Here is a 26,707-nt window from a genome sequence, read left to right as displayed (position 1 = left end):
TGCTCTATCAGCCTTTTAATTTCTTTATCCCCGCCGGTGAGGCGACCAAAATAACATCGGCTAAACGATGAGCAAATAAACCATTCTCAACCACACCTGGGATCGTATTTAGACGGTCTTCCAATGCTTGCATATTATCAAAGGTTAGATTAAACACATCCAAAATAATATTTCCGTTATCCGTAACAAAACCATCCCGATATTCAGGATCACCGCCTAATTGCACCAAATGCCGCGCAACCATACTGCGTGCCTGAGGAATTACTTCTACAGCCAATGGAAATTGGCCCAATTGCTTAACCACCTTTGACTCATCAACAATACAAATAAACTTTTTGGCTACTTCAGCAACGATTTTCTCGCGGGTATGTGCTCCACCGCCACCTTTAATCATTTCGCCATGCACGACCACCTCATCGGCACCATCGATATATACCGGCAATTCTTGCACCGCATTTAAATCCATAACCGGAATACCTTCAGCACGTAACCGCGCCTCAGTGGCTTTGGAACTGGCAACACAAGCATCAATTTTATGTTTGATCGTTGCTAATTCTTTAATAAAAAAATTAACTGTAGATCCGGTGCCTACGCCAACGACGGTATCATTTTCGATATAGTCTAAAGCCGCTTTTGCCGCTTGAATTTTTAAATCATTCATTTAATGCACTCCCTTTTCTTTGTCGCAATACTTCATACAAAGAAACACCAGTCGCAACAGATACGTTCAAACTATCTACACTGCCTAACATGGGCAAAGAAAATAAGCCATCGCAATGTTCACGGGTTAAACGTCGTAAACCTTCTCCTTCTGCTCCCATCACTATCGCCATCGCGCCAGTACAGTCTGTCTGGTATAAAGATTGAGTTGCCTCCCCTGCCGCGCCATAAATCCAGACACCCTGCTCTTTTAATGTTTCCATGCTGCGCACTAAATTAGTAACCCGCACTAACGGTATCGATTCAGCCGCGCCACAAGCAACCTTGCTTACAACGGGGGTAACGCTGGCATTTTTATCTTTAGGAATAACCACAAAATCAACGCCGGTTGCATCAGCGCTGCGTAAGCAAGCTCCAAGATTATGTGGGTCAGTAACGCCATCAAGAATTAAAATCAAAGCCGGTTTTTTGCTCGCCTCTAATAAAGGGAGAAGATGAGACTCATTGTAATCTGGCAATGCCGAAGCACTGGCGACAATTCCCTGATGGATAAAATCAGCAAAACGCTGATTCATTTGCTGAGTACTTAGCTTTTCAATGCTGATTTTGGCCTGTATGGCTTTATCTAATAAATCCTGTACACGCTTATCCATACGCTCCTGACTGATAAACAGCTTACGGATAACGCGATGGGGATTAGCTATTAAAGCGGAAACGGCATGTACTCCATAAACATATTGCTCACTCATGACTTTTGGCATCCTCTACAACAGGCTCAAAATCTATCTTACGTTCGTCTAAATCAACACGTGCAACCAACACCGTCATTTTATCGCCTAAACGATATACTTGACCGCCTCGGGTCCCAATAAGTCGGTGTTTTACTGAGTCAAAAGTATAATAATCATTTTTCAACGAAGTAACATGCACTAAACCTTCAACAAAAATATCATCTAATTCAACAAAAATTCCAAAACTGGTTACCGCAGAGATACGTCCTTTAAAGACTTGTCCCAATTTATCTTGCATGTACTCACATTTGAGCCAAGTAACTACTTCGCGAGTTGCTTCATCCGCACGGCGTTCCGTCATAGAGGAGTGTTTACCTAAACGATTCATATCATCATGCGAATACTCAAACTCGTAAACCGGATGGTTATCCAAAAGATGGCCTATCGCCCGATGAATTAATAGATCAGGATAACGACGAATAGGTGAAGTGAAATGGGTATAAGCCGAATAAGCAAGTCCAAAGTGACCTTCATTGGCTTCAACATAATGCGCTTGTTTTAGAGAGCGCAACATTACCGTCTCAATCAGATGCCTGTCTGGTCTATCAACAATCGCATTCATGGTACGTTGGAAATCTTTAGGTCCTGGCTTTTTACCACCAGATAATTGCAAACCTAATTCGCCTAAAAATTGCCTTAACGCCGTAATTTTATCTTCTTCCGGAGCCGCATGCACTCGGTATAAAGTAGGGATTTCGGCGCGCTCAAGAAAACGAGCCGTCGCCACATTGGCGGCTAACATACATTCTTCAATTAATTTATGCGCATCATTACGAATCACCGGAACAATGCATTTAATTTTCTTATGCTCATCAAACTCAATACGTGTTTCTGTTGTTTCAAAATCCATCGCACCCCGAGTTTTACGCGTAGCTAATAAGACTTTATATAAATCATAAAGCCCGCTGATCATGGGCCAAAGGGGGGCATGCTTTTCATCACTAGCCCCTTGTTGCAACCAATTACCGACCTGGGTATAGGTTAAGCGCGCATGCGAGTGAATCACAGCGCGATAAAAACGTGAACGAGCAATTTTACCCTCTTTGCTAATCGCCATTTCCGCAACCATACACAAGCGGTCAACATGTGGATTTAATGAGCATAGGCCATTGGACAAAGCCTCCGGCAACATAGGAACTACCTTGCCAGGAAAATAAACCGAATTACCTCGACGAGCAGCCTCTTTATCCAACGCAGAATTCGGTTGGACATAATTACTCACGTCGGCAATGGCAACATAAAGTTGAAAACCACCCTTAGGTTTTGCATAGCAATAAACAGCATCATCAAAATCTTTGGCATCTTCACCGTCGATGGTCACAAAAGGTAACGAACGTAAATCGGTACGCCCGTGGATTTGTTCTTCCGTCACTTGCTGTGGAATTTTGGCTACTTCGACACTGACATCATCAGGCCATTCAAAAGGAATACCATGTGCATGAATTGCAACCTGGATTTCCATGCCTGGAGCCATATGCTCCCCTAATACATGGATAATTTTACCAATAGCCTGTCCTCGTTTGCTGGGGAAAGCAATAACCTCAACTAAAACCATTTGGCCATTTTTGGCACCATTTACAAACTCTTGGGGAATGGAAATATCTTGGGTTAAATGCTTGCTGTCTGGCAATACAAACGAAATTCCATGCTCGGTAAAAAACCGCCCGACAATGGATGCATTAGCATGTTCTAAAACCTCATGTATTTTTGCATCGGGTCTTCCACGCCGGTCTACTCCTACTTGATAGGCTAAAACAACATCGCCATGCATTACTGCCCGCATTTCCTTGGCGGAAAGAAACATATCATCCGAACCATCATCCGGTATGAAAAAACCAAAACCATCAGGATGGGCTTGTACCGTTCCGCGTGACAAATTGATCTTTTGCAAAAGACAAAAGCGTCCGCGGCGATCTTGCATAATTTGCCCGTCACGTAACATCGCTTTAAGACGAAATCCCATTGTCTCTTGCTTGCGTTCATCTAAATGCAATTTTTCAAATAAATGATTGCGCGACATCGGCTTGCCGTATTCATTAAGGACCTCCATAATGAACTCACGACTAGGGATGGGATCGGCGTATTTTTCACTTTCCCGCTCATGAAAGGGATCTTTTGATTTTTTACTCACCGTTCACCACATTTATATTTGTTGTCATAATTTAACTTAATCATAATTTGCTCTCTTCTACCACTTATCTGCATAAGTAGCAAATGATTTACCTGTTAGCGAGGTAACACATAACCGCGCGCGCCAACTGCTGCCTTCAAGGCAGGTAAAGACATATTCTCTGCAGCCCAGAATGTTCCTTGCGCTTTTTCAGGAAACTTCACTTTATTCCATTTGCATACCGCAATAGTACCCTCACAAGGAACTTGCTGCTCATGGCCTGGTCTAGATTCAATACAGGTCAATGCAAAGGGGCCTTTTTCTAAAGACAGGGCTGCCCATTTTCCACCTTCTAAACGACTGGTCCAACCGGCACTTGCGCTGGGATTGCTCACGGGATGAGTCACCCACATATCGATGGTCGTGATATTATGAATAAAAACTAAAGCTTTTTTATCCGCTGGAATAGTTACCGCATTCCCCTGCACCATCACTGGCTGACAGCCAGCAGGTAATTTAGATTCGGCGGCAATAACTGATGAAGACAGCGCCAATAATCCTAAAATTGCTTTAACCTTCATGTTGTTCTCCATAAGTACTTTCACGATATAATAAAAATTATATAATTACCCTGTACTGCTTACTAGTACCATTTTCGAAATGGCACTCGCTTTAACCGCTAAAAAAGGATAATACCAACATGCACATCTGGATAGATGCCGATGCTTGCCCCAAAGTCATTAAAGAAATTTTATTTCGCGCGGCCAACCGCACGAAGACATCAATGACATTAGTTGCTAATTCCTTTATCAATTACCCAAGCTCTCCGTTCATTCGTGCCGTACAAGTAGAAAAAGGATTTGATCGAGCCGATCATTATATTGTAACCCATGTTCAAGCACATGATCTGGTAATTACCGCAGACGTCCCTCTCGCAGCAGAGGTAGTAGCCAAACATGCCTTAGCTCTTAATCCACGTGGGGAGCTTTATACCGCAAATAATATCAGGCAACGTTTAAATATCCGCGATCTTAACGAGCAATTACGCGCCAGTGGCCATAACATTGGGGGCCCACCTTCTTTAAGCATCAAGGAAAAAACCGCCTTTGCTAATGCATTGGATAGGTGCTTAGCTAAAAAATAACTGTTCCAATACATCAAAAGATCTGTAGATCTGTCTAATTTGACAGCGATGCCTTAACAACCTAAATTTAAAATATATCCATGATGGATTCTTAGCATGAAGCTTATCGTCTTTTTAGTTCTTTTGTTGGGGAATATTTTTGCCTACGGGGCTCAACTAGCCGTAGGGGTTTTAAGATTTGTTCCACCTTTTGCCTCCGAGATTGGTCATACCGGACAATTCTATGGTTTTTGCATTGAGTTAATGAATGAAATCTGTCGGCGCACTGGCAATACCTGTCAGTATAAAGCCACCGAGGTGGGCAAACAATTAGAGGCGCTGCGCTTAGGTAAGGTTGATGTGGCATTCTTGCCCGCTCCTGTAGTATTAACCCCTAATGAAGATTATCTTTACAGCCTTCCTTATCTACCCAGCGAAAGCCAGTTTATGATTTTAAATAGCAATACCAGCATTCATTCTATTGACGATCTACGTGGCAAAAAAATCGGTGTGGTTAAATCAAGTAACCTCAAAAATGCGGTTTTACGCACATTTACGCCACCTAATAATGTCATTGAATATGATGGTATTAATAGCCTCGTTTCTGGAATAACCTCTAAACAAGTAGATGCCTTGCTTCTCAATTCCAGCGTGGGTAAATATATTATCAACAATGTACAAAATCTAAAAACCATCGGAAAACCCATTGATATTGGCATGGGTTATGGCATTGTGGCCTTGAAAAAAAATGCGCCGGAGATAAAAAAAATCAATGCCGCCTTATTACAAATGGAGTCTGATGGAACTTACGAAACCATTTACAAAAAGTATTTTGGTTACTAAACGACCACTTTTTTATGGATCCCATCACTTTTTTTAAGGTACACTTCCTGTTTTTTATATTTGCAGGAATAAAAATATGTCGGAACAAATTCAGACATCAGCCATTACCGAACTACATCGTACGTGTATTAATCAATGGAAAGCTTCTGGGGTATCTTCCCAGCATCAAGGCTTTTATCGTCTAGTTGAAGAAAATCATGCCTTTAATTATCAACTTTGGCATGCTGAGGATCGCGCCCGTCGTGATGATATGGGCTCTGAATTTGTCTATCAGGCCAAACGTGAGATTGATCAGTGCAACCAAGCACGCAATAATCGCATGGAAGCAATGGATACCTGGTTGTTTAATCTATTGCAACCGGCCGCACATGACCAATGCCCGGTGAACTCCGAGTCGCCAGGCATGATCATTGATAGATTATCCATTTTAGCGCTTAAATCCTATCACATGAATTTACAAACTCAACGTCAGGAAGTAAGTGAAGAGCATCGTCGCACCTGTCACGATAAATTAACAGTGATTCAGCAACAATTAGAACAATTAGCCTCTTGTTTAGAGACTTTTTTTGAAGAAATTTTGACGCAAAAACGTACTTTTAGAATTTATCATCAATTTAAGATGTACAACGACCCTACGTTAAACCCTGAACTTTATGCTCCCGCGGTGTAACTGATGGCTGATGGGTATCGTTTGGTCTGAAGAAGTTATAAATATTTTGAAAGGAAAGGGTTCTTTTAAGGGAAGCAGGCGGAGATTCAGTACCTTCGCTTGATTCCCCGGCGGCCTTGGTTTTTGTTGCCTCGCCCGCGGTTCTTTCTGAAGTACTCACTTCTTTATTTTTAGCAGCATTATCTCTACCTAATCCACGTGCTAAAGCCCGCAACGCTAAAACCGTAGAAAACACAGCAGCACTAGCAACGGTAAGCATTAACATGGCCGATGGTCCGTGCTCATGGTCTTGTGGATCGGTCTGTAAGAAAGCTATGGCAATTAAACTTGCAAAATTATTGCCCTTGGAAATACCCGAAAAGAACGAACGAAAAACTTCCAGCCATTCTTGAGTTAAAGACTTTTGGATCTCTGCGGGTTTACGCGCCTCATTGAGCCATTGTTTCAAAGAGTCTACTGATGGTGCAGTGCCATTGTCGAAATTTAAATTATTTTGCAACCGTTCAAGCTGCTGCAATGCTTCCTTAGCGGCAGTATGCTTCTGGCCCTGCTCCTGTAAATAGTGCTGATGAGAGCGCATCAAAAAAGACGTAACGCCGATAATTGAGGCGATACCCGAGGAAATAATAGCAATTAACAGTGCCGGAGGAAAAAGTGCTGTAGAGACGCTAAAGACAGACGTGGCCATAAATAAAAAGCTGGTTAATACACCATAGGCAAATAAACCATTTTTGACCCCTAAGAAAAATACCGTGGTATAGCTTGCCGTCGTTTGTTCGTTTAATTCTTTGTGCAAAGCAATAAATCGTGCCATTAAGTCGGATGCGTCACGTTTCATCTCCGCGCAATGCATATTCTCAGGACGCGCTAATTTTGCATAAGTCGTTTCTAATTCTTTAGCCACTAAAGCCAATTTACAGCGCGTTTGCGTTGCTAAAAGCTCCCGCTGTGCTTCATAGCCTTCATAAATACGCGAAGCAATACACGCCATAGAAAAAACAAGGGTGAATACCGCCATAACAGTAAATACTTCCGGCGTTAAAAGAGCAAGGCCAATTACGCCCGCATACAAGTACAGACTATCGATTAAACCGCCTAAAGCCCGTGCAAGTATATCCAACATGCGTTCGCTCATCGTTTGATATTGAATTTTGCTTGGGTCACGTAAGTAATCTTCATGCTCTTCTTTAGTTAAAAAAGGCATGTTTTTATCATTAAGACGTTTTAACAAATCTTTATTTGCCGTCATTTTCTTTTTGCGCTGCTCTTCCGTAGAGCGCTGTAGGAAACGATTAAGCGTTGCCACTAGTCCTAAGGCTAATCCTACCGGAATGATAAGTGATTTGAGATCGGCGAGACCTAAAATACCGATAATTTGAACTACGCTTTTCCATCCCTTATAAGCATTTTTCATCCCTTTCATCATATCGCGAAAATAAGGCCAGGAGGCGGCAATAAAATATTTCATTTCATCACGTTTTCCTGGTTCCTTGTTTTTTTCTTTTTCAAAATAACTGGCGAAAAAAGCAAAGCTAACTAAAAACAAGGCTTCACTGATAAATAAAGACATCCCCTGAGGAGAACACAAGACTCGGCGCATTAAATCGGGATCATTACTGCTGGAAATACAAACTTCAAAAAAGAATTTAAACATGCTGTAGGAAGAGCTGAGGGAGTCAAAGACGTTATATACATGATGAATAGTACGATCTTTTTCCAGCTCCTGGGCTAGAAGAACACTTTGCGCATCGATAAGACCGGCAATTGCCAATAAGAATACGAATTCTTTATGCTTTTTCGACGAATCTTCTTCATTCTTAAGAGACATGCGTCACACAAGGGCCATCAGTTAAGATTGAAAAATATTATATTCTTTATTAATCTTGATGTCAATTATAAATCCACACTGGATCAAAAAAATACAATATCAACGGCCATCGTTAATGATAACACAATCTTGTGCGGACAAAAAATATTTAATGAAAACCATTTACAGACTGTGACTTAGAGTGCAAACCTGCTACGATATTGCTCCATTACGATTGAAACTTCTATACCTTGGTGATTTTTAAGGTATATACAACTCAGGAACGAGGATTAAATGAGAACGATATCTGCTCTCTTTATTTGTATGCTACTAATGACTGGACCCCTTATGGCAAAAGATGCAGTACACATTTATGGTTATGTTGAAAAAATTTCATTTCCAGGTAAAGACTTGGTCTTATCTGCAAAATTAGACACTGGTGCTAAATCAGCATCATTAAATGCAACCAATATTACAGAAGTGAATGTAAAAGGGGTACCTTACTTACGCTTTACGGTACCGACCAAAACTGGAGACTATGTTTTTGAAGGGGAATATAAGGGCCGAGTAAAAATTAAAGTGCGCGCCGGTGAGCATGATGGCCTTTTACCCCATGAGCCGATTAAACGTCCTGTAGTATTACTTGCTATACAACTTGGAGATCAGGTCAAAACCATTAAAGTTAATTTAACCAACCGCAAGCGTTTCAATTATCCTTTATTACTGGGTAGAGATGCTATTATTGCATTTAATGGTGCAGTAGATCCTGCCTTAACTTTTACCGTTAAAACCCAGAGCAGTAAGAAATAATGAAAAACAATACGCGTCACGTTTATGGTCTTATCCTCACGTTATTTATTTTAGGAACGGGAATCTTTTTGTATCGGCATCTCGTACTGGACGTGCCGCTAACGGATACGGAAACCGTCAATAGTTGGATGGTAGAATCCAACTTGCGCTTTGTTGCCGACCCCAGTACGCCAATAAAAGCCAGTTTCAATATTCCTTATTTACCCCCCCATTTTGCCATTCTTGATGAGTATTTTGTTTCACGAAACTATGGTGTCACGACCAACCTCAATGGTGATAACCGAGAAACCGTTTGGTCTATAAGACGTGCGCATGGGGCGCAGTCTTTATATTACCGAGCGATATTCCGACAAACAGACGCCAATGAATCCCCCTTAGGCGCACCCACCGCAATTAAGTCGCAACCCTTAAATGAAAGTCAGAAATCTGCTGTAGAAACCATTACCAATCAAGTGAGACAATCTTCCGCCGATATTAAGACGTTTGCGCAAAGTACAGTTAAAGAACTGAATAAACAGGATGGAAATGCCAAGCTATTGCTGGGTAATGAATTTACTGATGAGCAAATTGTTGATGCCGCCATCTTAATTTTAAACCAATCAAAAATTTCGGCTATGCCAGTAAAGGGTATTTACTTATCACAGCAAAATAAAGCTGAACTGAAATACTTTTTAGCGGTATTTAATGGCAAGAACTGGATTTATATTAATCCGAAAACCGGTGGTGCGGGCCTGCCTAAAGACTTTTTAATTTGGCAATATGGCAATGAACCGGTATATAACGTTACCGGTGGTAAAAAACCATTGTTTAATATCACGGTATCACCGACCCCTATTAATGCCTTAAGCATTGCCAAATCTCGTGGTCTGCAGTCTGATTCGCAGTTATTGCGTTTTTCACTGCTGCAACTCCCGGTAAACGTGCAAGCGATTTATAAAATTTTACTTACTGTTCCCATTGGCGCCTTTATTATTTTAATCCTGCGTAATTTTATCGGCATAAAAACCTTTGGTACCTTTATGCCCGTATTAATTGCCCTAGCCTTTAGAGAAACGCATGTTATTTGGGGAATTTGCCTTTTTGTCACCATTGTCTCCTTTGGACTTTTAGCACGTTTTTATCTCGATCAGCTGCGACTGCTTTTAGTGCCCCGCTTGGCAGCCATTCTTACGGTGGTCATTTTGCTCATGATCTTTATTAGTGTGGTTAGCCAAAACCTTGGTCTGGACGCCGGTTTATCGGTGGCTCTCTTCCCCATGGTTATTTTAACCATGACGATTGAGCGTATGTGCATTACCTGGGATGAGCGTGGGGCATCTGAGGCAATTAAATCAGGAGTTGGTAGTTTATTTGCCGCCGTAATTTCTTATTGGGCGATGAGTTATGAGCCATTGCAATATTTAATTTTTGCATTCCCCGAATTACTTTTAGTACTACTCGCACTAATTTTGTGGTTTGGCCAATACCGCGGCTATCGATTGTTTGAGTTAAAACGCTTTAAAGTGCTTGCGAGAGAATAATGATTAATTTGTTTCGCCGTTTAAAAAATCATGGAATCTTAAGCATCAACCAACGGAATACTGATTTTGTATTACGCTATAATCCAAGAAAATTATTTCCTTTGGTTGATGATAAGCTTAAGACTAAAAAATTAGCTCTGCAAGCGGGCATTGCCGTCCCTCCTTTATATGAAATCATTGAAACAGAACAACAAATTAAATCCATTGAAACCCTATTCGCCCCCTATGATGATTTTGTGGTGAAACCCGCTCGGGGCTCAGGCGGTGATGGCATTTTAGTTTTTAAAGATAAAGTATATGGCCGCTATCGCCAAATTAATGGGAAACTTACTACAGCTCAAGAATTGAGCTACCATTTATCCTGTTTGTTATCTGGTGCTTACAGTTTAGGTGGTTCTTCTGACTATGCGATTATCGAAAAACGCGTGGTTGTTGATCCCGTCTTTGCCGAGGTCAGTTATGAAGGTATTCCTGATATTCGCATTATTTCTTTATTAGGCTATCCTGCGATGGCGATGGTAAGACTTCCCACTCGTTTATCCGGCGGTAAGGCAAACCTGCACCAAGGTGCTATTGGTGTGGGCGTTGATCTAGCGACAGGAAAGACCTTAGGCGGGGTATTTCATAATGACACCATTGATTATCACCCAGACACCCTAAACCCTATTGTCGGGATTGAAGTCCCCTATTGGAATAAAATACTGGAAATTGCCTCCAGTTGTTATGACTTAACCGGCCTAGGCTATCTTGGCGTGGATATTGTGCTCGATAAAGATCAAGGCCCCTTAATGCTCGAGCTGAATGCGCGTCCTGGATTAAACATCCAAATCGCCAATCGCGAAGGTGGTCTTAAGCGCTACCGCATTATTGAGGCGCATCAAAAAGAACATCCTAATGAATCGGTAGCAGAAAAAGTGGCTTTTAGTCGCAGCACTTTTGCTCGTAGTGAACCAAGCTAATAAATTATTTATTTTTCTCGCCAGCTAAAAAGCCTCAGGGCATCCCTTAAGGCTTTTGAAAGATATGTTAGCAACTACAATGCTGGGCTTTTTGCAAGCCCAGTCTATCTGCCATACAAAGGGTTTATAAGTTAAAGCGTAATCCCGCCATCACATCATAAGCCTGCCCACGGCCATTAAGATACGTTTCGCCAACCACAGTTCCATAAAGCGAAACCACGGGATTAATTTGCACGGTGCCACCTACATCACCAGAAAACCAAGTTCCTTTCAGAGAAGAAGTAAACGGTATCCAACCGTCTTCAGAACTAAACTTAGTTCGAGATACCCCTTGAGATTCATAAGAAAAGCTTGGTGTTACCCACAGGGTGGTTTTACCGCGAGCCTCTTTTTCCGCCGCACTGAACTTATCCCAAACCAGGCGTGTACCTAAACGAGTGATAAATGAATTACTGGTATCAAAACGCACTCCAGAAGCCGCATCAAAACTACGAGTTCCTGGCAAATTTTGATAAACCAATTGCCCTTCAGGCTCTACACTCCAGTTATTCCATAGATGGAATGGGTAGCCTGCTTCAAGGGAAATGGCATAACTTTGATTATGCATGGGGTTGAGTGTCTGATATTGCGAGTAAACGTTGGGTTCAAAATAACTGCCCTGGAATACCCCATCAACATACCAATCATTGCTACCAATATGAGTCCAGTACAAACCAAAACCATAGGAGTCAAAGTTAGCATTTCCTGCTTTTGTATGAGTGTAATGACGTACTGAACTGTAACCACCACCCCCGGTGAGATAAAATCCACCAAAGTCTCGCTGGCCTTTATCATATTCATAGTGATACACATCAACTCCTGCCTGCACCGCATAGAGCTGGTAATTAAAATTAGGTCCATGAGCTAGGATACCCCGATCATGTATATTTCCTCCACGATTGATCACCCGTAACCATCCACCATTCATATAGGCTGTATTTTTATTTTGTGCACGTGGATCATGCACTTGTTCTTCTGCACCCACACGTTGATGAAAAGTGCCCAACAAAGTTCGGCTATAGTTCATTAAGTTTGAATAGACAGAACTGTATAAAGAAACCTCAGGACGATAATCCGGAATTGGATCATCACGTTTTTTTGAGCGCAGGTACCAGTTTTCTAAACCCGAATCATCAATACTGCCGCGGTAGAGGCTATAGCTATAAGGCCCTGCTTCGGCTGGTTGCTCTAAATAAAATGCATCCACTGCGGTTGTGCCATCAGTAGCATCGACGACCAAAATCCCATTGTCAGTCGTTACCGCGCCCAATCCACCTGTATTACGCACAATTAATCCGGTTGAGCCTGTCGCAGAACCACCATTTACAATTACTAATTGGTCTGAAGGAGAGTTATCTTTTGCAAAAAAGTATGCAACACAATCGTGCCATTTTGCCCAACATAGTTAGTTACGGTTAAGGTTTTATAACCACTAAATGGATAAGAAAATTGGATAATACTATTAGCATTGGTAAGATTTGTTAAATTAGAAGACCCAGCCATGTTCCATAGAGAACTGTTTTCCAAAAGCACAGTGGATGTGTCCCCATCCATTGTTAATGCCGCCCCGTTAACTACTGAGTTATTCACGGTAATACTGGCTATAGTAGGGTCAGGTAATAATGTTTGTGGTGCTGGCGCAAACGACGTTACAGGAGCTGTAAGTGCAGCCAAGCCTAAGCCATTTGAGGCTCCCACATTATCTTCACTGCCTAAATTAGCTAATACCGGAGAAATACCTACTAAATTACCAGGATCTCCGACAATTAACCAATGAGCATTACCGGTGACTGTAGTACCTGTAAGATTAATGGTTGATTCGCCACCAATAACCGCAATGGCTGCAGCCTGATCACTAGTTAGAGAACCCCAGTGATATTGACATCATTAAGGTAATTTGCAGCACTATTAATTATTAATCCCAGAGCCGCAACACCATAAGCATGTGTATCGGTATTTACCGTATTAATTGTTCCACCATTTAGCATCTCCAATCCATGAGCAGCAGCCCCATAGGTTCCAATTGTTGAATTATTGAATTGCGCAACAGTTGATACGGGATTTGCCGAGGCTGCCTCTACATATACCCCACTTGCCCCCTCCCCCTGAGTAGTAATTAAACTGTTATTTACGGTAAGCATGGCTCCAATTCGTGCCATTACACCATTCCCTGTACCTAAAGTGCTTATTGATGCATCAGAGACAGTGAGTTGTGAACCCCGTTCAAGTGCATAAAGTCCTACTGCATTGGTCCCATGAGTAAGCACTGATAAATTCGATATTGTTGCATGTGAGTCAGCGCGAGTAATCACCCCTGAACTTTCACTACCAAAAGTTTCCACATTTAAATTATTACCGGTAAATGTACTGTATAAGCCTGTAGTACTAAAATTCACATTACTTACCCGAATGCCAATGCCTGTACTGGGGCCTGAGGTGATAATATGAGAATTATTTAAAGTGGAGGTTGCCCCGGTCTGCGTGTTCATCCCCTAGGCTTGAACATTCATGGTTATGTTATTTCCAGTAAAGGAGCTGGCATTCGAATTAAGAATACCCGTCCCTCCTACACCATGAGTTACAATGGAAACATTGTCAAAAGAACCTTTAGCACCAAATTGGGTATTAATTCCATAGGCTCCGGCGCCATTGTTACCAGGGTCCACCCCGCCAAAGGTTTCAATTTGCAAGTTACTTAATATTCCAGTGGCCAAATTGGCCAAAATTACGCCACCAGAACCATTGCCTGAAGTGCGAATAGAGGCATTAGAGAGTTGAATCATCGTGGAAGTAACACGATTATTCGGATTTGTTGCCCACAGCCCGTAGGAATAAGTGGAACCGGTGGTAATAATATTGATGTATGAACCCGCAAGACTGGAGAGAAAAGACGGATTTGCACTGGCATCAATATTGAAGCCGAAAGCGGTGCCACTCGTCTGGATCTGAATATTAGGGCCACCCAGCTCTACGGTACCATTAGTTACACTCACGGCACTGGAGCTTGAGGTAATTGATGTATTACCCACAATAGTTGTCGTACCGCCTGATGATTGCACTACTGGAGATATCGGCCCAGGTCCTACGTTTGCTGCCATAACATAAGAGGGTAAACATGCCAGCGCCAGAATTAGCATTGATAAACTGATCTTTATAAAAAAAGAAGTACCTGCCATGGGGTACAAAGCTAATCCGTGCATAAATAGTCCTTTACTAATTTATTAAAATTTCTTCTATAAAATAATAAAATTAACTAGTTAGCGCAATACTAATTTGCTTAACCGCTAAATCTTCTCATCCACACCACGAGCATGCTGAATAAATAAGCGCTTAAGCGGCATAAATGAATTACAAAAATCTAAGCCTAATCCCCGTAAAGCTACCATCGGTACAAATGAATTACTAAATAGACGCTTAAACCCCTCCATTAAGGCAATCGTTTGCCAAACAGCATGTTTGCGCTCACGTTGATAGGCGCCCAAGGCTTTTTTAGATACTAAATTACCTTGAACTGCCTGCAGGCGGTGCAACCAAGAATTAATATCTGCTAATCCCATATTTAAGCCTAAACCCGCTAAAGGATGTATGGTATGAGCTGCATCGCCAAGCAATAACCAGCGAGCGCCAGAATATTGCTTCACATGCCGCATTTGCAAAGGGAATTGATGACGAGCACTGATTAGGTGAACCGCTCCTAGCTTCTTAGCAAAAGCCTTCGTTAGCTCCTCATTAAAGTGCTCATCGATACATTCCATTAGTTTTTTCGCGCGTTTTGACTCAATGGACCAGACAATGGAGCATTCATTAGGATTCGCTAAGGGTAAAAAGGCTAAAGGGCCATCGGGATTAAATACTTGGTATGCCGTATGTTGATGCGCATTCTCTACACCCACCGTTGCCACAATTGCCTGCTGCTGGTAAGGCCACGTGGTTAAAGCCACCTTGAGTTTTTGCCGTGTCGGTGAATTGGCGCCATCCGCAACCATCAATAACTGCCCTTCCCAACTCCGTTGTTGACTGCATACCTTAATACCTTGAGCATCTTCCTGCACTACATCCACACAACAGCCGGGAAATAAATGAATAGTTGAATATTGGGTAACTTCCTGTAATAAAGCCTGTTTTAGTACAGACTCTTCAATAATCGTCCCCAAATACGAACTAGCCACACAACGTGAATCAAATTCAATATGAGCGCCATTTACACTATCCCAAACATACATTTGACGGTAAGGCGAAAGCCGTGATTGCTCTAAATGTTGCCATGCACCTAATTGTTGTAATAAAGTCTGCGAGGCTTGATTAATTGCATAAACCCGCAAATCGGTTTTACTGGTATCAGCTTTGAGCGAACCAGCATCTATCACCGCCACAGTATAACCACGTTGTGCCATGGCAAGAGCTGCGGTTAAACCCACAATACCACCACCAATGATTAGTACGTTAAACTGCAAATTCATTTTTACTTCCCTCTAGGCTGATGCTTCATGTTCGTCTAACGCAATCTCACAGACCAAATCGGGAACAACACCACCAAATCCACGAGCATAGCGCGCTAAAAGGCCTTTTAAGCTAGGAATATTATCAAGGGCAATTAAACCCAAACCGCGAGCAATTCCTAAACCAGGCAAACGACTTGTAAATAAATTGATTAAACCATCAGTAAAGCGTGTAATTATACGCTGATCATGAGCCCGCAGCTGTACATACTGCGACAGCATTTCCTCTTTTAGGCCATATTTGGCAATGCATTGTGCTAAAGTAGCCACATCGCGAAGACCTAGATTAAATCCTTGCCCAGCAACCGGATGTAACGTATGGGCAGCATTTCCTACAAAAACCACGGAATCTTTAACTTGTTGCGGCATTAACACTTGCTGTAAAGGAAAAGCTGAGCGCTTACCAGCTTTACTAAAACGACCCAGGCGGTACCCAAACGTCCGTTGCAATTGCTGTAAAAATTCCTCATCAGATAAACTCAGCAATTGCGCTGCTTCTTGGGCAGGTACAGCCCACACCAAAGACATTCTATTATCTTGCATAGGCAACAATGCCAAAGGACCATGGGCCGTAAAACGCTCATAGGCGCGGCCAGCATGGGGTTGACTCAAACCAATATTGGCAACAATCCCCTGCTGCCCATACAACTTCGTTTGTGACGGCAACCCACAGAAGCGCCGTACCGCAGAATGAGTGCCATCGGCGGCCACGATTAAACGGGCCCTGATATTTATTTGTCCCGCATCCGTATTAATCGCCACCGTCTTATTACTGAGATCTAAAGATTCAACGGCCGCTGGAGCCAGAATTTGCTGGGGATCCAACAGTTGGTGCAAGGCTTGATTAATGTATTGCATTTCGACCACATAGCCTAAAGGCGCATCTTCTTCGCCATACAAGCGAGAGGCTCCAAAATGAGATTGATCAGAAACATGAATCATGTTGATGGCGGTTGCCTGCGCCTGCAAGTGCTCCCAGACACCAAGCATGGTTAAAATACGCTGACTGGCAGGGGAAAGAGCTAAAGAACGAGCATCAAAATCAGGATGAATCTTATTCCCCAAAGCATGCGCATCAACTAATAAACAACTAAATCCACGCCCTTGCAACGCCAACATTAAAGTTGCTCCGGTTAGGCCCCCGCCAATAATCAGAATATCTATTTCTTTATTAATCACGCATTAATGCCTCAATATCTGCCACATCAACAGGTAATGCCCCAGTCAATACTTCATGACCAGTAGCAGTTACTGCCACATCATCTTCGATACGCACTCCAATGCCCCACCAGCGTTGATCTACCCCAGGTATATGCGAGCTAATGTATAACCCCGGCTCCACCGTTAATACCATTCCTGGCTCAAGAGGCCGCCACTCGCCATTTATTTTATAAAGACCACTATCATGTACATCTAAGCCCAACCAATGCCCTGAATTATGCATGTAGAAAGGCTTGTAGGCTTCCTGAGTAATTAACTCCTCAATCTCGCCTTGCAGAATACCTAGCTCACATAAACCTTCTGTTAAAATACGAATGATGGTCTGTTGCACTATATTCCAAGGCGCACCAGGTTTGACAGCCGCAATTCCTGCTTTTTGTGATTTAAGCACCAATTCATAAATACTTTTTTGTTCGGGGCTAAACTTCCCATTGATGGGAAATGTTCGGGTAATGTCCGCAGCATAATTTTCATATTCACCGCCGGCATCGATCAATACCAGCTCACCCGAATTTAACAGATGATTGTTGTCGGTATAATGTAAGACGCAGGCATTTTCGCCGCCGCCAACAATGGGATCATAAGCCACGCTGCGGCACCCCTGACGGCTAAACTCATAAATTAGTTCCGCCTCTAATTGATATTCGTGACGCAGTTGTTTGCATTGGCGCATCGCACGCAGATGGGCATCAACAGAGATACGTGCTGCCTGGCGCATTAGCTCCAGCTCAGCCTCACTTTTAATTAGGCGCATTTCACCTAGAAGAGGCTCTAAATCACATAGGCAATTGGGCGCTTTTATTCCTCTTCGTACCTGATCTTTAATTACAGACAGGGAGTCCATTATCAATTGTTCCAACGAGGCATTACGAGCAATAGAATAATAAACGGCTGATTTACCACTGAGCAAACCCGGTAATTCCGCTGCCACATCCTCAATAGAAAAAGCCCTTTGCATTCCCAGCTCTTCTACAGCTCCTTGTTGCCCCAAACGTCTACCAGTCCACTGTTCAGCAGCAGGGTTACGTGGTCGATTAAAGAGAATACTTTCACTTTCCCTTCCGGCAATTAACACTAACAGCGCATCGGGCTCATTAAAGCCGGTTAAATAATAAAAATTACTATCCTGGCGAAAACGATAGTGAGCATCTCCGTTGCGTAACAACTCATGCGCGGCTGGAACAATTGCAATACTGCCTTCGGGTAATTGTTGCGCCAATTTATTTCTTCTTGACTGGTATTCCTGCTGAGTAATCATATCCACATCCTTATTAATGGGTTACGCCACGATTCCGTTCATTCATCATTAAATCACCGTGCAAACGAATAACCGCCATGCGTGCGTATTCGCTTACTTCCATCAATGCTCGTTCATCTTCTTCACCAACATCTAAAGTATCACAATCCAATTCGGCAAATTCAATCATATGTTGCAAGGCATCTTGCGCTTCTTCCTCATTGAACTGATCAGCCCCGACTCCACACAAGGTTAAGGCTTGCGTAAAGCCTTCACACCATTCACTAAATGCCATTGCTCGTTCCAACAAAGACTCATCTTCATCGGGAAGCATCATTTGGAAATTAAAATCAAAATGGGTAATTTGTTGTTGGCTGATGGAAAAAACGGCAAATAAGGCTAACAATGCGCTACGACTTTGCTCATCTTTTTTATTATTTAATAAAGCACGCAAATACGATTCGCCCTGAGAATCTTCTCCGGCACAAAGATAGCCACACATCATTCCATGTAATGAGCTGGCAGAAACCGGTAATGATAAAAAGGAAATCGCCTCAACAAAATGATCGTAATCAGGTAAGGTCCAATGTTCATTTTCAGCAGACATAATTAACTCATCTATAAAAAAATGCCTCATGATAACCGATTTGGCGCAGCGGTTCACCTCAGTATTTGCTGCTTGCAAGCAAAATTGCTACTATTTACTGCAAACCTCTAGCGACTCAAAGGCCTTATTATGACACAAACAAAATCATGCTCGATTAAATTATTAAATAAATCATATGAAATTAAATGCCCAGAGGGTGAAGAAGCTAATTTAGTACTGGCAGCGCAAAAGCTTAATAATCAAATTATGCTAAATAAAAAGAAGGCCAAGCAATTGGATGATTTCCATACTTTACTGTTGGCCGCTTTGGATATTAGCCATGAATTAGTAGTATGCAAAAGCGAACAAGCACAGCAACACCATCAAGTCACTCAGTTTATTACCTCTTTAGAACATAAAATTAATAAGATGGTGAATGGCGAGATAGAACGTGCTCCAGAAATGGATTAATTTGACAGGCAGTACTGCTCAAAATTCTTCCGCGAGTATGAGCATTGCCATTAAGTTAAGAAAATTTTGTAATAAATATAATCCCTAACTTAATGGCAGTTAGAGCAAGGGGGAGAGGGTTTCTCCCTAACACGAATAAATTAAAAGGAGTTAACCATGAGACGCCAATGGTATATTGGTTTTGGAGTCGTGTTATTAATCACGCTTGCGATATTTATCATGCTGGAAGATATCCGATGGTTTCTGGTGTTTCTTACCCCCATCATTATTCTTTGGATTTATGATGTAACTCAAAAAAAGCATACCATTTTGCGTAATTTTCCCGTATTGGGGCATGTGCGTTATTTTTTAGAGTTTCTTCGCCCGGAAATCCAACAGTATTTTATTGCGACCGATGAAAGCGAACTTCCTTTTAACCGTGAAACCCGCTCCTTGGTATACGAACGCGCTAAAAACACGCGTGATACCATTCCTTACGGTACTGAACGGGACATTTTAAGTGTGGGCTATACTTGGGCATTGCATTCTCTAGCTCCGAAACCGGCCTCGGAGGTTGAACCACGGCTTATTGTTGGAGGACCTGATTGCTTACAACCCTATAATGCTTCTCGGCTTAATATTTCAGCAATGAGTTTTGGCGCATTATCAGGAAAAGCGATTATGGCCATGAATAAAGGCGCAATGATTGGCGGCTTTGCGCAGAATACAGGGGAAGGCGGCTTAAGTCCTTACCATCTGCAAGGGGGCGATTTGATTTTCCAAATAGGTACTGCTTATTTTGGTTGCCGTAATCAGGAAGGTCTATTTGATGAGAACGAGTTTGCTATTGAAGCCAACCGTAAAGAAGTAAAAATGATAGAAATAAAACTTTCCCAAGGCGCTAAACCATCACATGGCGGAATATTACCTGCGGCAAAACTAACGGAAGAAATTGCCAAAGCAAGAAAAGTGCCTATGGGTAAAGATGTCTTATCCCCTATTGCCCATACCGCATTTAGCAATCCTATTGGCTTATTACACTTCGTACAAAAGTTACGCGAACTCTCGCAGGGTAAGCCCATAGGCTTTAAATTATGCCTAGGCCGCCGCGATGAATTTTTTGCCATTTGTAAGGCAATGTTAGAAACCAAGATTCTCCCCGACTTTATTACTGTTGATGGCGCAGAAGGCGGTACGGGGGCTGCTCCGGTAGAATATACCAACTTTATAGGCACCCCATTGGAAGCAGGTTTAGTCTTTGTCCATAATGCCTTGGTGGGGATTGGTGTGCGTGACTCAATTCGCATTATTTGCAGCGGTAAGGTGGCTAATGGCTTTGACATTCTCACCAATATTGCCTTAGGCGCTGATATGTGCAACACGGCCAGAGCCATGATGCTCGCTACAGGGTGCTTGCAAACCAAGCAATGTAACGCCAATACTTGTCCCACCGGGGTGACAACCCAAAATAAACGTTTGCAATACGGCTTGGTCGTGGACCAAAAAAAACAGCATGTCGCTAACTTCCATAAAAATACCGTAAAAAGCTTTTTAGAAATGGTAGGCGCATTAGGTTTAGATAATCCTAGTGATTTAAAGCCTTCGCACATTATGCGGCGTACTGGTGTTGATGAGGTTAAAACTTTTGATCAAATTTATGAGTATTTAACCCCAGGACAATTGTTAAGCTCTGATATTCCAGAAAGCTATAAGAAAGATTGGGAACTTGCGGATCCTCAGCATTTTTAATAAGGGAAACCTGGTTGCAAGCGAGAGAAAATGCACAAGATAATATAACTATTGCATTGCTATACTAGGCAGTAATCCAATTTTGTGCCACACACCCTGGGTTGCTTACTACGTTTCTCGCAATGACGGGATAATATTTGAGCAATATCCCTCTATTTAAATTCGCTATTCGTTGATATAGGATGTCTTTATCCGTCATTGCGAACGAAGTGAAGCAACCCAGAGTTTCAGGCTTCGATCAAAAATCAGCACCAACTTTTGATGAGCATTTGTGAGATACCTGGTTGCAAGTAACAAGATACCCGGTTCAATGCCGCAAACTATTTGCGACGCCATCTGCTATTAAACCTATACCACATCATACCCTCCTGCAACCGCGGTATACACCTGCCCAATTGCATCAAGCAATTGGGCTTTTTCCTGAATTAAACTCAACTTACTTCGTTCCAAATTAATTTTGGCATTAACCACATTACGATAATCTCTAGCCCCTGATTTATATTGAGCTAAAGCAAGTGCATAAGATCGTTTAGCCGCCAAATATCCTCTCTTCGTTTGCAAATAGGCCAGTTTATTCTTTTGTTCATTCGTCAAGGCATCATCAACATCTGCAAAGGCAGCGCGTAACGTTTCCAAATAATTGTAATACGTTGCCTTAAACCCAGCTTTAGCTGATTTAATATTTTGATAAGCACTTGGATTAAGTACTTTCATTGAAGCGATTGCCTGAGTAACCCACAGATTAGTGCTTATTTTTAAAAGATTGGTTAAATCTACAGAAGCATTGCCCACTAAACCGGTTAAACTAATAGTGGGAAAAAATTCGGCATAGGCTACTCCTATTTGTGCATAAGACATTTTGACATTATTGGTGGCAATCATAATATCGGGACGATTTTTTAAAACCGACGACGGCAACTGTTTAGGAATAATATGATTTACCTTAAGCGCCAACAAACTGCGCTGCGTATTCACAGGGCCCGGATTTTGGTTTAATAACAGCTGAATGGTATTCTCACTTTGCGCAATAATTCCTTCAATCTGCGGAATCTTTGTTTCTTCCTGCGCCAATTGCTGATCAATACTGGTGAGCGTTTCCAGGTCACTGGCACCTTTTTGAAAGCGCACTTGCTCTAGTTGACGCAATTTCTTTAAATCGCGAGTCAATGCCCGCTCCACAGCCAACTGTTCGCGTTGACTTAAAAGCATAAAATAAGTGCCACTCATTTGGCTGATGATGCTCAATTTTGTTGACTGTGCCTGCGCTTGTTGTATTGCTAAAGAAGCTTTGGCCACTTTAATATTACTAATATTATTTAGGACATTTACCGTATAATTGGGTACAAAACCCGCGTAGTACCCTCTAAACCGAGGACGTGGAAAATGGGCAAAAAATTGATTATTGGCCAGTTGGCTACTGGGGGTAATATGCGAATTCCAAGTACCGCCAGTAAACCCGCTGGCACTGGCATCAAATGTGGGAATCCATGCATATTGGGCGGCCTTAAGCTGGGCTTGTGCCTGTTCAATGGTGGCATAGGAGCCTTTAATGCTATCGTTGGTCTGCAGGGCTTGTACAATAAGATGATCTAATTGCGGGTCATTTATCTTTTTCCACCAGGCAATTTGATTTAGCTCCGCTTTATTTTGCATATATCTAATACCCGTACGTGTACTGTTAGGGTAAGTTATCTGCTCATTAACCCCACAGTTCTTACAACAACCTTCAAGCAACATAATTAATAAAGTACAAATAATAATCGTTTGTTTCATTAGGATCTGTCCTAAAATAACCTGGATTAATCAAGTTTTGTTCTAAATATTTTTCCGGTTAAGAAAATTAAAATCACCGCAATCAGAATAATCGGCAAAATATTGGGCACAATTTGGCCTATGGTATTGCCTTTCAATAAAATTCCTCGGGTTATCCGTGTAAAATAAGTCATGGGCATGCATGCCCCTATGACCTGTGCCCAAGAGGGCATGCCATAAAAAGAAAAAATATAACCCGATAAAAACATTGAGGGTAATTGATAAAAAACACTAAGCTGCATGGCTTGCATTGGGGTGCTGGCAAGAGTGGAGAAAATCATCCCGACCATTAGATTAGCAATAATAAAGGGTGCTGCGGCAATATAAAGGAGTAAAACACTACCCTCTGTAGGAATATCAATGAGCAACTTACCAAAAACTAGAATACTGGTTAATTGCAAATAGCCTAAAACAATATAGGGTATAACCTTTCCTAAAATAATTTCGGTAGGTTTTAACGGCGTACTCAACAGCATTTCCATCGTCCCAGCTTCTTTTTCCGACGTAATGGCTGTAGAGGTCAGCATCACCATGGTTAAGGTAAGTAATACGCCAATAAGTCCGGGAACAATATTATAAGAACTAATATTTGCTTCATTATAAAGTCGATGGATTGTTAAGTTCACACTTCTTGGGGATTTTATAGGAGAGGGCGAGCCTAAACCCTGTTTATTGAAGGTATCCAGCGTTTGATTCAAGATGGGCAGCGCATTACCCAAAGCGCTGGCACTACTACCCGGGTCTGTACCATCTATTTCTACCAATAATTGTGGATTTTCATTACGAATGTATTTGCGGGTAAAGTTGGGGGGAATAGTAAATGCCAAACTGATTTTACTATTGGCAAAATCTTGGTCCTTTTCATATTCACTTGACGCTTTGGTTTGCACTTTAAAATAGCCAGAAGCTTCAAGCCCACTTACATAGCTACGCGTTAAAGGAGTGTTATCATAACTAATAACGGTAGTAGGTAAATGCTTAGGGTCAAATTCAATAGCAAAACCAAAAAGAATGAGCAACATGATGGGTAGAATGACGAGCATAGCAATGGTACCGCGATCACGCGTGATCAAAATAAACTCTTTCCGGATTAAGCCTGCAAGACGTGTTAAAGAAATACCTTGAACATGTGCCCATTTCATCGCATTAACCCAATAAAAACCTCTTCAAACGAGGGCGTTACTTCTTTAAATGTTACCTCTGAGTGCTCATCAATCAGCTGCTGCAAAGATTCATGATTGCGAGAGGAAATGCGTAATTCATTATTGACAATGGAAACCAAAACATTGGGATAACTGCCATCAATTTTTTCCATTAAAGTGCTTTGTTCTTGCCGAGTTAGCTCTGGCACATAAGTTTTAACATGCGATTGTGGAACCAAGTCCTTAGTGCGACCAGCGTACAGCAATTTTCCAATGTTGATGTATGCCAAATCCGTACATTTTTCAGCCTCATCCATATAATGGGTAGTAACCAAAATAGTAGTACCATCACGTGTGGAAATTTTATGTAAATAGTCCCAAAACTCTTTGCGTGCTTTAGGGTCGACTCCTGCCGTAGGTTCATCTAAAAAGAGCATTTGCGGCTTATGCAATAAACTACAAGCCAACGCCAAGCGCTGCTTCCAGCCTCCAGATAAATTACCGGCTTGTACTTTACGGTAACGTTCTAGTTCCAAATCTTCGATGATTGACTCAATAGCCTGCTTTGAATTTTTTACCTGGAAAATATCCGCAACAAAACGTAGATTTTCATAAACCGTTAACCCAGTATAAAAGCTGAATTTTTGCGGCATGTAACCGGTGTGCTTTTTAATCTCATCACTTTGCGTTCTAATATCATAACCTAAACAAGAACCCGAACCATCGGTAGGCGATAACAAACCACAAATCATACGAATTGTCGTAGTCTTCCCACTGCCGTTAGAGCCAAGAAACCCGAAGATTGCCCCTTTTTCTACTTGGATAGAAATATGGTCTACCGCCAACTTTTTATCGAACTCTTTGGTTAAATTCGTTACATCAATGGCAAGTTCACTCATCAGCTAATTCCAAAGTTACAGGCTGCCCCAGATGAATTTTTTCTAAATCAGGACTATCAATCTTTGCTTCAACCCTAAAAACTAAACGTTGACGCTCTTCTCGGGAATAAATAATCGGTGGAGTATACTCAGCAATATTGGAAATAAAGAAAATATGCCCTGTGGCAAAATGTTCATTCGCATTAGTTTGAATATTAATTTTTTGATTAAGTCGTAAGCGGTTTAATTGAGCTTCTGGAACGAAAAAAATTGCTTTAATATTATTTTGAGTAACTAAAGAAAGAACAGGATAACCTGCTTGCACAAATTCGCCACGAGTATAGTACGTATCAAAGATTATGCCGCGATCGGTGGCAAAATTTTCTTTGCGAGTAACTTGCCACTTTTTATCGGAAGTTTCAATCTGACTGCTTTTTATTCTGGCATCAAGATCAGCCAATTGCTGTTTAGAAACAGTTAAATCTCTTTGCGCTGCATCCAAATCACTTTGGCTTGCCGCATTTTGTTTGCGCATATCTACGATGCGACGATAATTGATTTCATTGTAATGAATTTGACTTAAGGTTTGTTCCCGTTGAGCTTGCAGTGATTTCTTGTTTAACTCACTCATGTCGACGCTATAACGCTCGCTAGTTTGCTCTAATCTAAATAGGAATTCATCCTTAGAAACCAATTGGCCTCTGTGCACTGCAAGTTCTGTAAGCCGTCCGCCAAAATTTGCTGATAAATAAACGAGGTCAACATCAACATAACCGCTAAACAATTTATCTTCTTTTTTGCAAGCCGTTAGTGATAGAAAAATCAGCCCTATGAACAACAACTTACGCATGACATACCCATCCTGAGTTTTTATTGCTTCACCGCAATTTTAAAGTTTCTATCATAAGCTTAAGAAGAATGCCTGTCAAAAAGGGGTCTTACCCGTATTCCGACTGCGTCTAATACGGGCTACAGATTTTATGCTTTCCATTTGATGTTACAGCCTATACTTGGCTTTTGCTCTGCACTTACTGGTTTCCCAGCTAAGATGCACTCCAATGCTGCCTGCAAGTGCTCTCCGGTTAACGGCTTATTATTGCCAGGAGTCGAATCATCAAGACAACCACGATAGACGCACAATAAATCCTTATCGAACACATAAAAGTCAGGGGTGCAGGCAGCCTTATAAGCTTTCGCTACTTCTTGGCTTTCATCGAACAAATAAGGAAAGCTATAGTGGGCATTTAAGGCTTCAAGATGCATTTTTTCGGGGCTATCGTCAGGATATTTTTCCACATCATTGGAGCTGATGGCGATAAAGCTTATCCCTTTAGGCTGATACAGATTGGCTAATTCAACCAGTTTCGGTTGCACATGTTTTACATAAGGGCAATGATTACATAGAAACATAATGACTGTAGCAATGGCTGATTTACTGTCCTGAAGGCTCAGCATTTGGTTCGTGCGAGTATCCATTAAATTAAAATCTGGGGCTTTACTACCTAAAGGTAGCATCGTGGAGGGTGTTGCGACCATAATAATTCCTCGTTAATTATCGATACGGTATAGTGCGCTTGTTTATTTATTAAGTAAAGGCCACGATTTCTTGACATTATTCAAGCGAACAGTGTTATACTTAAACTAACCCGGTGGGGAGTGATTTTCGAACCAATGCTAACAGCATGGGAGGCATCCTGCAGTCGGTGTTGTGCAAGCCCATCTGGAATGGGAAGCCTGAACCGATGCAATCGTCACCCACTTGAACCTCAGGGTTCAAAATCCATGCCTATCGGGCTACCTT

At 41.8% G+C, this 26,707-nt stretch carries 24 protein-coding genes, 1 other RNA gene and 1 pseudogene; 9 read left to right on the top strand and 17 right to left on the bottom strand.

All coding sequences use genetic code 11. The annotated features are described in order from the left end of the window. Window positions 1-7 precede the first annotated feature (7 nt). From rpiA to BN3124_RS08440, 4 genes are all read right to left on the bottom strand, one after another. Window positions 8-661, bottom strand: coding sequence for a ribose-5-phosphate isomerase RpiA (rpiA, locus tag BN3124_RS08455; RefSeq protein ID WP_058534361.1), 654 nt, complete (start codon window positions 659-661; stop codon window positions 8-10). After that, entirely contained in the window at window positions 654-1,409 is a 756-nt protein-coding gene (gene rlmB / locus BN3124_RS08450) for a 23S rRNA (guanosine(2251)-2'-O)-methyltransferase RlmB (RefSeq protein ID WP_058534360.1), read from the bottom strand. The genes rpiA and rlmB overlap by 8 nt, the downstream gene beginning before the upstream one ends. Then, window positions 1,402-3,582: a ribonuclease R gene (rnr, locus tag BN3124_RS08445; RefSeq protein WP_058534359.1), complete on the bottom strand. Its 2,181-nt coding sequence runs from the start codon at window positions 3,580-3,582 to the stop codon at window positions 1,402-1,404. The genes rlmB and rnr overlap by 8 nt, the downstream gene beginning before the upstream one ends. A 95-nt stretch (window positions 3,583-3,677) precedes the next feature. Continuing rightward, window positions 3,678-4,142 (bottom strand): hypothetical protein, encoded by a 465-nt coding sequence (locus BN3124_RS08440; RefSeq protein ID WP_058534358.1) that lies wholly within the window; start codon window positions 4,140-4,142, stop codon window positions 3,678-3,680. 119 nt (window positions 4,143-4,261) lie between these two features. On the opposite strand from BN3124_RS08440, the gene BN3124_RS08435 reads away from it, so the two are divergent. From BN3124_RS08435 to BN3124_RS08425, 3 genes are all read left to right on the top strand, one after another. Next, the gene (locus BN3124_RS08435; RefSeq protein WP_058534357.1) at window positions 4,262-4,705 is read left to right on the top strand and encodes a YaiI/YqxD family protein; all 444 of its coding nucleotides are present in this window, start codon (window positions 4,262-4,264) and stop codon (window positions 4,703-4,705) included. Window positions 4,706-4,801: 96 nt separating this feature from the next. After that, window positions 4,802-5,527, top strand: a complete 726-nt coding sequence (locus BN3124_RS08430; protein ID WP_058534356.1) for a transporter substrate-binding domain-containing protein — start codon at window positions 4,802-4,804, stop codon at window positions 5,525-5,527. Between the two features lie 76 nt (window positions 5,528-5,603). Continuing rightward, window positions 5,604-6,197 (top strand): DUF4254 domain-containing protein, encoded by a 594-nt coding sequence (locus BN3124_RS08425; RefSeq protein WP_058534355.1) that lies wholly within the window; start codon window positions 5,604-5,606, stop codon window positions 6,195-6,197. Here the strand turns inward: BN3124_RS08425 and BN3124_RS08420 are convergent. Then, on the bottom strand, window positions 6,160-8,025 hold the full coding sequence (locus tag BN3124_RS08420; RefSeq protein ID WP_058534354.1) for a hypothetical protein: 1,866 nt from the start codon (window positions 8,023-8,025) through the stop codon (window positions 6,160-6,162). The two genes, BN3124_RS08425 and BN3124_RS08420, sit on opposite strands and share 38 nt — an antisense overlap. A 327-nt stretch (window positions 8,026-8,352) precedes the next feature. On the opposite strand from BN3124_RS08420, the gene BN3124_RS08415 reads away from it, so the two are divergent. The 3 genes from BN3124_RS08415 to BN3124_RS08405 are packed head-to-tail and all read left to right on the top strand — an operon-like array spanning window position 8,353 to window position 11,293. After that, entirely contained in the window at window positions 8,353-8,814 is a 462-nt protein-coding gene (locus BN3124_RS08415; RefSeq protein WP_230849121.1) for an ATP-dependent zinc protease family protein, read from the top strand. Beyond that, complete coding sequence (locus BN3124_RS08410) at window positions 8,814-10,334, top strand: inactive transglutaminase family protein (RefSeq protein WP_058534352.1); 1,521 nt, start codon at window positions 8,814-8,816, stop codon at window positions 10,332-10,334. The genes BN3124_RS08415 and BN3124_RS08410 overlap by 1 nt, the downstream gene beginning before the upstream one ends. Further along, entirely contained in the window at window positions 10,334-11,293 is a 960-nt protein-coding gene (locus BN3124_RS08405; RefSeq protein WP_058534351.1) for an alpha-L-glutamate ligase-like protein, read from the top strand. Before BN3124_RS08410 ends, BN3124_RS08405 begins: the two co-directional genes overlap by 1 nt. Window positions 11,294-11,417: 124 nt before the next feature. On the opposite strand, the pseudogene BN3124_RS08400 reads toward BN3124_RS08405, so the two are convergent. The 7 genes and pseudogenes from BN3124_RS08400 to BN3124_RS08365 all read right to left on the bottom strand — a co-directional run bounded on the left by BN3124_RS08400 (window position 11,418) and on the right by BN3124_RS08365 (window position 18,896). After that, window positions 11,418-12,835: pseudogene (locus tag BN3124_RS08400) on the bottom strand (autotransporter family protein). Between the two features lie 356 nt (window positions 12,836-13,191). Next, window positions 13,192-13,821: a hypothetical protein gene (locus BN3124_RS08390; RefSeq protein WP_058534348.1), complete on the bottom strand. Its 630-nt coding sequence runs from the start codon at window positions 13,819-13,821 to the stop codon at window positions 13,192-13,194. 3 nt (window positions 13,822-13,824) lie between these two features. After that, complete coding sequence (locus BN3124_RS08385) at window positions 13,825-14,532, bottom strand: hypothetical protein (RefSeq protein WP_058534347.1); 708 nt, start codon at window positions 14,530-14,532, stop codon at window positions 13,825-13,827. Window positions 14,533-14,616: 84 nt separating this feature from the next. Further along, on the bottom strand, window positions 14,617-15,792 hold the full coding sequence (locus tag BN3124_RS08380) for an FAD-dependent oxidoreductase (RefSeq protein WP_058534346.1): 1,176 nt from the start codon (window positions 15,790-15,792) through the stop codon (window positions 14,617-14,619). 12 nt (window positions 15,793-15,804) lie between these two features. Continuing rightward, window positions 15,805-17,010 carry a 2-octaprenyl-6-methoxyphenyl hydroxylase gene (gene ubiH, locus BN3124_RS08375; RefSeq protein ID WP_058534345.1) on the bottom strand — a complete coding sequence of 402 codons (1,206 nt, stop codon included), beginning with the start codon at window positions 17,008-17,010 and terminating at the stop codon, window positions 15,805-15,807. Then, window positions 17,003-18,310 carry a Xaa-Pro aminopeptidase gene (gene pepP, locus BN3124_RS08370; RefSeq protein ID WP_058534344.1) on the bottom strand — a complete coding sequence of 436 codons (1,308 nt, stop codon included), beginning with the start codon at window positions 18,308-18,310 and terminating at the stop codon, window positions 17,003-17,005. Before pepP ends, ubiH begins: the two co-directional genes overlap by 8 nt. Before the next feature lie 13 nt (window positions 18,311-18,323). Beyond that, window positions 18,324-18,896, bottom strand: a complete 573-nt coding sequence (locus tag BN3124_RS08365) for a UPF0149 family protein (protein ID WP_058534343.1) — start codon at window positions 18,894-18,896, stop codon at window positions 18,324-18,326. A gap of 129 nt (window positions 18,897-19,025) precedes the next feature. Between BN3124_RS08365 and BN3124_RS08360 the strand changes: the two genes are divergently transcribed. Beyond that, on the top strand, window positions 19,026-19,346 hold the full coding sequence (locus tag BN3124_RS08360; protein ID WP_058534342.1) for a cell division protein ZapA: 321 nt from the start codon (window positions 19,026-19,028) through the stop codon (window positions 19,344-19,346). A gap of 156 nt (window positions 19,347-19,502) precedes the next feature. Further along, window positions 19,503-21,074, top strand: a complete 1,572-nt coding sequence (locus BN3124_RS08355) for an FMN-binding glutamate synthase family protein (RefSeq protein WP_058534341.1) — start codon at window positions 19,503-19,505, stop codon at window positions 21,072-21,074. Between the two features lie 348 nt (window positions 21,075-21,422). On the opposite strand, the gene BN3124_RS08350 is transcribed toward BN3124_RS08355, so the two are convergent. The 5 genes from BN3124_RS08350 to BN3124_RS08330 all read right to left on the bottom strand — a co-directional run bounded on the left by BN3124_RS08350 (window position 21,423) and on the right by BN3124_RS08330 (window position 26,442). Then, window positions 21,423-22,847, bottom strand: coding sequence for a TolC family protein (locus BN3124_RS08350; RefSeq protein ID WP_058534340.1), 1,425 nt, complete (start codon window positions 22,845-22,847; stop codon window positions 21,423-21,425). Between the two features lie 26 nt (window positions 22,848-22,873). Beyond that, a complete protein-coding gene (locus BN3124_RS08345) occupies window positions 22,874-24,028 on the bottom strand; it encodes an ABC transporter permease (protein ID WP_058534339.1) in 1,155 nt (384 codons plus the stop codon). Next, a complete protein-coding gene (locus BN3124_RS08340; RefSeq protein ID WP_058534338.1) occupies window positions 24,025-24,927 on the bottom strand; it encodes an ABC transporter ATP-binding protein in 903 nt (300 codons plus the stop codon). Before BN3124_RS08340 ends, BN3124_RS08345 begins: the two co-directional genes overlap by 4 nt. Further along, entirely contained in the window at window positions 24,920-25,756 is an 837-nt protein-coding gene (locus tag BN3124_RS08335; protein ID WP_058534337.1) for an HlyD family secretion protein, read from the bottom strand. The genes BN3124_RS08340 and BN3124_RS08335 overlap by 8 nt, the downstream gene beginning before the upstream one ends. Before the next feature lie 128 nt (window positions 25,757-25,884). Continuing rightward, a complete protein-coding gene (locus tag BN3124_RS08330) occupies window positions 25,885-26,442 on the bottom strand; it encodes a thioredoxin family protein (protein WP_058534336.1) in 558 nt (185 codons plus the stop codon). A 104-nt stretch (window positions 26,443-26,546) separates the two neighbouring features. On the opposite strand from BN3124_RS08330, the gene ssrS reads away from it, so the two are divergent. After that, window positions 26,547-26,706, top strand: a non-coding RNA gene (gene ssrS, locus BN3124_RS16840) — 6S RNA. Window position 26,707 lies beyond the last annotated feature (1 nt).

The sequence above is a fragment of the Legionella saoudiensis genome (assembly GCF_001465875.1).
In the GTDB taxonomy this organism is placed as follows: domain Bacteria; phylum Pseudomonadota; class Gammaproteobacteria; order Legionellales; family Legionellaceae; genus Legionella; species Legionella saoudiensis.
The sequence above is the reverse complement of the archived record's forward strand: the minus strand, read 5'-3'. Positions and strand labels throughout refer to the sequence as shown.

Excerpts from the sequence above, each read along its gene's own strand:
- BN3124_RS08345 (WP_058534339.1), bottom strand. The coding sequence starts at position 24,028 with ATGAAATGGGCACATGTTCAAGGTATTTCTTTAACACGTCTTGCAGGC.
- BN3124_RS08335 (WP_058534337.1), bottom strand. The coding sequence starts at position 25,756 with ATGCGTAAGTTGTTGTTCATAGGGCTGATTTTTCTATCACTAACGGCT.
- rlmB (WP_058534360.1), bottom strand. The coding sequence starts at position 1,409 with ATGAGTGAGCAATATGTTTATGGAGTACATGCCGTTTCCGCTTTAATA.
- BN3124_RS08405 (WP_058534351.1), top strand. The coding sequence starts at position 10,334 with ATGATTAATTTGTTTCGCCGTTTAAAAAATCATGGAATCTTAAGCATC.
- BN3124_RS08360 (WP_058534342.1), top strand. The coding sequence starts at position 19,026 with ATGACACAAACAAAATCATGCTCGATTAAATTATTAAATAAATCATAT.
- BN3124_RS08435 (WP_058534357.1), top strand. The coding sequence starts at position 4,262 with ATGCACATCTGGATAGATGCCGATGCTTGCCCCAAAGTCATTAAAGAA.
- pepP (WP_058534344.1), bottom strand. The coding sequence starts at position 18,310 with ATGATTACTCAGCAGGAATACCAGTCAAGAAGAAATAAATTGGCGCAA.
- BN3124_RS08350 (WP_058534340.1), bottom strand. The coding sequence starts at position 22,847 with ATGAAACAAACGATTATTATTTGTACTTTATTAATTATGTTGCTTGAA.
- BN3124_RS08425 (WP_058534355.1), top strand. The coding sequence starts at position 5,604 with ATGTCGGAACAAATTCAGACATCAGCCATTACCGAACTACATCGTACG.
- BN3124_RS08385 (WP_058534347.1), bottom strand. The coding sequence starts at position 14,532 with ATGCACGGATTAGCTTTGTACCCCATGGCAGGTACTTCTTTTTTTATA.
- BN3124_RS08330 (WP_058534336.1), bottom strand. The coding sequence starts at position 26,442 with ATGGTCGCAACACCCTCCACGATGCTACCTTTAGGTAGTAAAGCCCCA.
- BN3124_RS08415 (WP_230849121.1), top strand. The coding sequence starts at position 8,353 with ATGGCAAAAGATGCAGTACACATTTATGGTTATGTTGAAAAAATTTCA.
- BN3124_RS08380 (WP_058534346.1), bottom strand. The coding sequence starts at position 15,792 with ATGAATTTGCAGTTTAACGTACTAATCATTGGTGGTGGTATTGTGGGT.
- BN3124_RS08340 (WP_058534338.1), bottom strand. The coding sequence starts at position 24,927 with ATGAGTGAACTTGCCATTGATGTAACGAATTTAACCAAAGAGTTCGAT.
- BN3124_RS08390 (WP_058534348.1), bottom strand. The coding sequence starts at position 13,821 with ATGAACACGCAGACCGGGGCAACCTCCACTTTAAATAATTCTCATATT.
- BN3124_RS08365 (WP_058534343.1), bottom strand. The coding sequence starts at position 18,896 with ATGTCTGCTGAAAATGAACATTGGACCTTACCTGATTACGATCATTTT.
- BN3124_RS08420 (WP_058534354.1), bottom strand. The coding sequence starts at position 8,025 with ATGTCTCTTAAGAATGAAGAAGATTCGTCGAAAAAGCATAAAGAATTC.
- BN3124_RS08410 (WP_058534352.1), top strand. The coding sequence starts at position 8,814 with ATGAAAAACAATACGCGTCACGTTTATGGTCTTATCCTCACGTTATTT.
- BN3124_RS08440 (WP_058534358.1), bottom strand. The coding sequence starts at position 4,142 with ATGAAGGTTAAAGCAATTTTAGGATTATTGGCGCTGTCTTCATCAGTT.
- rpiA (WP_058534361.1), bottom strand. The coding sequence starts at position 661 with ATGAATGATTTAAAAATTCAAGCGGCAAAAGCGGCTTTAGACTATATC.
- BN3124_RS08430 (WP_058534356.1), top strand. The coding sequence starts at position 4,802 with ATGAAGCTTATCGTCTTTTTAGTTCTTTTGTTGGGGAATATTTTTGCC.
- BN3124_RS08355 (WP_058534341.1), top strand. The coding sequence starts at position 19,503 with ATGAGACGCCAATGGTATATTGGTTTTGGAGTCGTGTTATTAATCACG.